Source organism: Nonomuraea sp. MG754425 (assembly GCF_021699195.1).
In the GTDB taxonomy this organism is placed as follows: domain Bacteria; phylum Actinomycetota; class Actinomycetes; order Streptosporangiales; family Streptosporangiaceae; genus Nonomuraea.
Genome location: NZ_SSXE01000481.1, coordinates 1 through 581, shown reverse-complemented (window position 1 = coordinate 581; position 581 = coordinate 1). Strand labels below are relative to the sequence as shown.

The 581-nt window shown below is 67.3% G+C and carries 2 protein-coding genes; both read right to left on the bottom strand.

All coding sequences use genetic code 11. The annotated features are described in order from the left end of the window. Window positions 1–45: 45 nt before the first annotated feature. Entirely contained in the window at window positions 46–351 is a 306-nt protein-coding gene (locus FAF44_RS53580; RefSeq protein WP_237111179.1) for a hypothetical protein, read from the bottom strand. Between the two features lie 3 nt (window positions 352–354). Then, a partial coding sequence (locus FAF44_RS53575) for a hypothetical protein (RefSeq protein WP_237111178.1) occupies window positions 355–581 on the bottom strand: 227 nt, incomplete at its 5' end.

Genomic DNA, 581 nt, shown 5'->3' with positions numbered 1-581 from the left:
CGCGCCGTGCCGGCCAACCACCATGGCGTTCTTGCGTCGAGCCGGTCACATGCCCAACGCGAGGAAGGCGCAGCGGAGCGCGTATTTGTCGAGGTAGTCGCAGTGGCCGGCGGCTGATGATTCGATGCGCAGCACCTCCTGCACCGTGGCGGCCGGTAGCCCGTTCTGGCTCCCGAGCTCGTTCACGTAGGCGAGCATCTGTTCAGCTTCGTCCAGCACCCAGCCTGGCTCAGGACCGTACAAGCCGGGCACCGTGTCCCAGCGTTCGTGGCGATGCTGTGCCATCCGGCGCAGGCGCTCCAGGAACGCCTCATGGGTCATCGTCATCTTGTCTCGTATGGCGGCCATCATTGATCAGGCTCCTTCAGTGCCGGAGCGCGCGGTGGCCAAGCTCATGACCAGCGCGTGGCCACGCCTGGTGAGCTGTACCTGGCGGCCCTTACCGCTGCGCGGCCCCAGCAGGGTGAGGCCACGCTCGGAGAGCGCCACGAGATCGCTGCTCTGGATGCCACCACCCGGGCGGGTCATGGAGTGAGGGTAGACGTAGAGGTCGCCACGGCGGGCGCGGTGCAGCAGGTCGA